Source organism: bacterium (assembly GCA_026398675.1).
In the GTDB taxonomy this organism is placed as follows: Bacteria; RBG-13-66-14; RBG-13-66-14; order RBG-13-66-14; family RBG-13-66-14; genus RBG-13-66-14.
The window spans coordinates 1-5,370 of record JAPLSK010000128.1 but is presented as its reverse complement, the minus strand read 5'-3'; the positions used below and the strand labels follow the sequence as shown (position 1 = coordinate 5,370).

General features: G+C 66.1%; 5 protein-coding genes. All 5 read left to right on the top strand.

The window, feature by feature from the left end; all coding sequences use genetic code 11:
- Positions 1-97: 97 nt before the first annotated feature.
- The gene (gene ndk, locus NTW26_03125) at positions 98-796 is read left to right on the top strand and encodes a nucleoside-diphosphate kinase (GenBank protein ID MCX7021266.1); all 699 of its coding nucleotides are present in this window, start codon (positions 98-100) and stop codon (positions 794-796) included.
- A 40-nt stretch (positions 797-836) separates the two neighbouring features.
- Positions 837-1,433 (top strand): GNAT family N-acetyltransferase, encoded by a 597-nt coding sequence (locus NTW26_03120; protein MCX7021265.1) that lies wholly within the window; start codon positions 837-839, stop codon positions 1,431-1,433.
- 266 nt (positions 1,434-1,699) lie between these two features.
- A complete protein-coding gene (locus NTW26_03115) occupies positions 1,700-2,164 on the top strand; it encodes an NAD(P)H-dependent oxidoreductase subunit E (protein MCX7021264.1) in 465 nt (154 codons plus the stop codon).
- Positions 2,157-3,869, top strand: coding sequence for a 4Fe-4S binding protein (locus NTW26_03110; protein MCX7021263.1), 1,713 nt, complete (start codon positions 2,157-2,159; stop codon positions 3,867-3,869). The genes NTW26_03115 and NTW26_03110 overlap by 8 nt, the downstream gene beginning before the upstream one ends.
- A partial coding sequence (locus NTW26_03105; GenBank protein ID MCX7021262.1) for an FAD-dependent oxidoreductase occupies positions 3,862-5,370 on the top strand: 1,509 nt, incomplete at its 3' end. The genes NTW26_03110 and NTW26_03105, both read left to right, overlap by 8 nt.

Below are 5,370 nucleotides of genomic sequence, written 5' to 3'. Positions count from 1 at the left end.
CGGGGCTTGTCTGGTCGAGCGAAGCAACCGGGTGTCGGCCGGGACACGCAAAGTTAAGCCAGGCGGGCCGCCCCACGCCCCCCATGAGGGGGACGACATGCAGACCATAGATTATGGACAGCTCGCCCGTGACATCCTCCTGGACCTGCTCGGGCTTGGCCTCACGCAGCGGCGGGTCTCGGAGGGCTCGGTGGTCTCGATGACCACCATCACATCCGTACTAAAGGGCCACCCCACCACCGCCCGGACCTACGCCCGGCTCCGTGCCTACTCACAGGAGAGCGCCCTGACCACCGGCGTGACCATCGTCCCAGGCCGCGGGGGTGCCGGTCGGCGGTCGAGTGAACGGCGCCCTGGAAAGTCCAAGGGTGGCCGGACAAAGGTCGGGGTGATGGTGCGGACCCTCGTGCTCGTAAAGCCCGACGGCGTGAAGCGGAACCTGGTGGGCGCGTGCCTGGCCGCCTTCGAGAAGGCGGGGCTCGCCGTCAAGGATATCGAGCTCATAACCCTCTCGCCCGAGCGGGCCCGGGAGCTCTACCGGATCCACCGGGACGAGCCGTACTTCGAATCGCTGGTGGGCTACATGTCCTCGGGTCCCGTGGTGGCGGTGATTTTCGAGGGCCCCGACGCGGTGCGCCGCGTCCGGGAGATCATGGGCGACACCGACCCCGCCGAGGCCGCCCCCGGCACCCTGCGCGCCCTCTACGGCGAAACCGTGGAGAGCAACACCGTCCACGGCAGCGACGGCGAGGAAGTCGCGGCCCGCGAGTTGGACATCATTTTCGGTCACCGTTGAAGCCGCGGCGGCTGACGCCGTCCGGCTCGAAAGGAACGATATGAACGGCGCCCTCTTCGCCGCCCCGGGTATCTTCGTCCGGGAGCTCGAACTGGGAGACGACCTCAAGCTCTCCTCCTGGCCCGACACGGTATACCTCGGTTCCGACGGGCACCACTGGGGCTCCCCCGAGAACGCCCAGCAGAACCTCGATGAGCTCAAGCTCATGTGGAGCAGCGTCACCGTGGTCTGCAACGCCGAAAACGGGCTGGCCCTGGGCCTCCTCGTGTGGACCGAGGAGTCGGACGGGGGCTGCCGCTTCGGACTGGAGCTGGCACCGGACCGGATCGGGCGAGGCATCGGCCGCCAGCTCGTCATCTCCTTCATCGAGTTCGCCTTCGGCATCCTGGGCTACAAAGAGCTGCGGGCCAAGGTCTCCGCCACCAATAACCCGGCGCTGAACCTCGGTCGCCAGCTCAACTTCCACCTCATCGAAGAGACCTTCGACGTCACCCCCCACTGCCGGCTCCCCATCTTCACCGATAAAAGGTTCGAGGGGATGCGGGAGTATTTCCGCAACGAGGGGGGCATCGTGATGGAGCGGGTGCTGGAGCTGGGGCTCGACGCGGAGAACTGGCACCCCTCGGTGTTCGAATAAAGGCAAGGGGTTTAACCGAGCGAACCGAGCTACGCCTCCGGCGAACCGAGCTACGCCTCCGGCGAAACGAAGCGAAGCGAGCTATGCCCCTGGCAAACCGAGCTACGCCTCTGGCGAAACGAAGCGAAGCGAGCTATGCTCCCGGCAAACCCCCTCGCCTACACCCCGTCCGGTCGAGTGGACACAGACTTGTGCATGACCATTGATAGCGGCGAGTCCGTTTTTTTCAATCCTTCGTGCGGCGTCGGGAACCTGATGGAGTGACGATGCTTGAACACGCGACTCTGGAATCACTGGACTCCGACCGGAGCTACCTGATCCAGGCCCTCCAGCTCGAGCAGGGGACGAGCGGCTTCATCTCCGACGAGGCGATCCGCCGCATCGCGGTCTACTTCTTCGTCCCGCCCATCGAGGTGGAGGGGATCGTCAGCTTCTACGCCCAGTTCAAACGGGTCAAGCCCGGAGCGTACGTCGTCTACCTCTGCGATGGAACGGCCTGCCATATCAAGGGCGCCACCCTGGTGCTGGGCTGGGTAACCGAAGAACTGGGGATCGCCTCGGGCGAGACCGATGCCGAGGGCCTCTTCTCCCTGGAGACCGTGGCCTGTCTTGGTTGTTGCAGCCTCGCCCCGGTGATGAGCATTAACGGCACCGCCTACGGCAACCTCGACCGCAAGAGCGCGATCCGGATCCTCAAGCGTTACAGGAAAGAAGAGACGACCGATGATTAAGCGGATCAAGGTCGGCACCGCCAGTTGCGGCGTCGCCTCCGGAGCCCGGGAGGTCCTGGCCTTCTTCAGGGAGAGGATCGGGGACATCCCCGTGGTCGAGGTGGGCTGTATCGGGCACTGCTACGCCGAGCCCCTGGTGGAGGTGGAGACCGATTCCGGCGTTGTCCGCTACGCCAACGTGAAGCCCGAGGAGGGCTTTCTTGAAAAGATACTCAACCTGGAGGATTTCTCGCGTCTGAACGAGGACACCCCCCGCCACAAACGACAGGAGTTCCGCGTCACCCGGCTGGCCGGACGGATCGTCCCCACCTCCCTGGAGGAATACCGGGAGCATGGGGGCTACGCCGCCCTTTCTAAGGCGCTGAAAATGGAACCCGCGGCGATCGTGGAGGAGGTCAAGACCTCGAAGCTGCGCGGCCGCGGCGGCGCCGGATTCCCCACCGGACTCAAGTGGAGCTTTCTCGCCGGTAAGGACTCGACCGAGAAGGTCATTATCTGCAACGCCGATGAGGGTGACCCCGGCGCCTTCATGGACCGCATGCTCCTGGAGTCGGTGCCCCACCAGGTGCTGGAGGGGATGCTCATCGGCGCCTATGCCACCGGGGCCACGAGCCTGTTCATCTACTGCCGGGCCGAGTACCCCCTGGCGTTGAAGAACTTTGGAATAGCCATCGAGCAGATGGTCGGGGCCGGGCTGAACCGCCTGGGCGGTCGGACGGTGGAGGTTCGGATCAAGGAGGGCGCCGGTGCCTTCGTCTGCGGCGAGGAAACGGCGATGATCCACTCTCTCGAGGGCCGGCGCGGCACACCCCACTTCCGACCGCCATACCCAACCGATGTCGGATTCAAGGGTTACCCGACGGCGATCAACAACGTGGAGACCTTCGCCAACATCCCGCTCATCATCAACGAGGGCGGCGCGAGGTACGCCCTGCTCGGCACCGAGGGCTCCACCGGCACCAAACTTTTCGCTCTCGCCGGCGACCTGGCCTACCCGGGGCTGGTGGAGGTGCCGATGGGGATCACCATCGGGGAGATCGTCTTCGACATCGGGGGCGCCGAGCCGGGGTTCGTCAAGGCGGTCCAGATCGGCGGACCGAGCGGCGGCTGCATCCCGGCGGAGCACTTCGACGTCCCGGTGGACTACGATTCCCTGCGCGACCTGGGCGCGATCATGGGCTCCGGCGGATTGATCGTAATCGGGGCCAACCGCTGCATGGTGGAGACCGCCCGCTACTTCCTCGACTTCACCGCGCGCGAGAGCTGCGGCAAGTGCACGTTCTGCCGCGTCGGCAACACCCGGATGCTGGAAGCCCTGACCCGCATCACCCGGGGCGGGGGCACCGAGGCCGACATTGACCTCCTCGAAGAACTGGGGCCCAAGGTGATCGCGGGCTCCCTCTGCGGACTGGGGCAGACCGCGCCCAACCCGGTGCTCTCCACCCTGCGCTTCTTCAAGGACGAGTACCTCGTACACGTGGTGGACCGCCAGTGCTCTGCCCTGGAGTGCAGCGCCCTGGTTGACGTCAAGCTGGACCCCGAGACCTGCATCGAGTGCGGCGTCTGCATCAAGAAATGCCCCGTGGGCGCGGTGAGCACCGATTACGTGATCCACAACGAACTCTGTACCCGGTGCAACACCTGTATCGAGCTCTGCCCCGTTGACGCCATCGCGCGGGTGAAGAGAGGAGAGGGTGATGGGTGAGATTCGCCTTACCATGGACGGCCGCGAGCTCACCGTCCGCCGGGGGATGACGATTCTCGAGGCCGCCCGGGAAAACGGGATCGAGATCCCGACCCTGTGCTACCACGAGAAGATCGAGCCCAACACCTCCTGTTTCGTCTGCGTGGTGCGCGATCTCGGCTCGGGCCGATTCCTGCCGAGCTGCACGGCCAAAGCGACGGACGGGATGCGCATAGACGCCGGTTCCGCCGAGGTGCGCGACCTGCGCAAGACGGCCCTCAACCTCCTGCTCTCCGAGCACATCGGCGACTGCGAGGCGCCGTGCACCATCGCCTGCCCGGCCCACGCCAAGGTGGAGGAGTACGTCCGCGCCGGACGCGAGGGTGACCTCCTCACCGGCTTGAAAATAATCAAACGGCGCATCCCGCTCCCCATGTCCATCGGTCGGGTCTGCCCCCGTTTCTGCGAGAAGGACTGCCGCCGCAACGTCAAGGACCGCCCCGTCGCCATCAACGACTTCAAGCGCCTGGCCGCCGACATGCACTACGAGACGTACATGGAAGACCTGCCGCCGTTGGGTGACAAGAAGGTGGCCGTGGTGGGCGCCGGGCCCGCGGGGTACGCCGCGGCGTACTACCTGCGCCTGGAGGGCGTCGCCTCCGACATCTACGAGCGGATGCCCGAGCCCGGCGGAATGCTCCGCTACGGCATCCCCGAATACCGCCTTCCGAAAGCGATCCTGGACACCGAGCTGGCACACTTTGACAAGATGGGCGGCATCACACTCAGATGTAACACCGAGTTGGGGAAGGACGTCACCCTGGACGAGCTCAAGGGGGGTTACGACGCCGTCGTCATCGCCGTGGGGAGCTGGAGGCCGAGCGTCATGGGGGCCGAGGGCGAGGAGCTGGCCGAGGGCGGGATAGATTGGCTGGCCGAGACCGCCCTTGCCGGATGGACCGGCGGGAATCCCGGCGAGACCATCGTCGTCGGCGGCGGCAACACCGCCATGGACTGTGTCCGCACCGCCTTGCGACTGGGCGGCGACGCCGTGCACTGCTTCTACCGGCGCACGGAGAAGGAGATGCCCGCCGAGCAGATCGAGATAGACGAGGCCCGGGAGGAGGGGGTTAATTTCGAGTTCCTCACCGCCCCGGTGAGCCTGCGGCGGGGTGAGAACGGCCGCTACGTGATGCGCTGCATCCGCATGAAGCTGGGCGAGCCGGACGCCTCGGGCCGCCGCCGACCGATCCCCATTGAGGGTTCCGAGTACGAGGTCGAGGCCGACACCGTCATCACCGCCATCGGCCAGAAGACCGTCGCCCCCGAGGGGGTGCCGGTGAACCGCTGGGGCGACGTGGAGGTGAACCCGAAGAACTGCCTCGCCTGCGACAAGGTCTTTGCCGCCGGGGATTGCGTGAGCGGCCCGGCCACCGTCGTCGAGGCGGTGGCGGGTGGACGCCGTGCCGCTCTGGGCGTGCTGGCTTTCTTCGAGGGTCGCGAGCACTCCGACCCCTATCTC

Coding starts and splice junctions, on each gene's coding strand:
- ndk (MCX7021266.1), top strand. CDS start 98: ATGCAGACCATAGATTATGGACAGCTCGCCCGTGACATCCTCCTGGAC.
- NTW26_03120 (MCX7021265.1), top strand. CDS start 837: ATGAACGGCGCCCTCTTCGCCGCCCCGGGTATCTTCGTCCGGGAGCTC.
- NTW26_03115 (MCX7021264.1), top strand. CDS start 1,700: ATGCTTGAACACGCGACTCTGGAATCACTGGACTCCGACCGGAGCTAC.
- NTW26_03110 (MCX7021263.1), top strand. CDS start 2,157: ATGATTAAGCGGATCAAGGTCGGCACCGCCAGTTGCGGCGTCGCCTCC.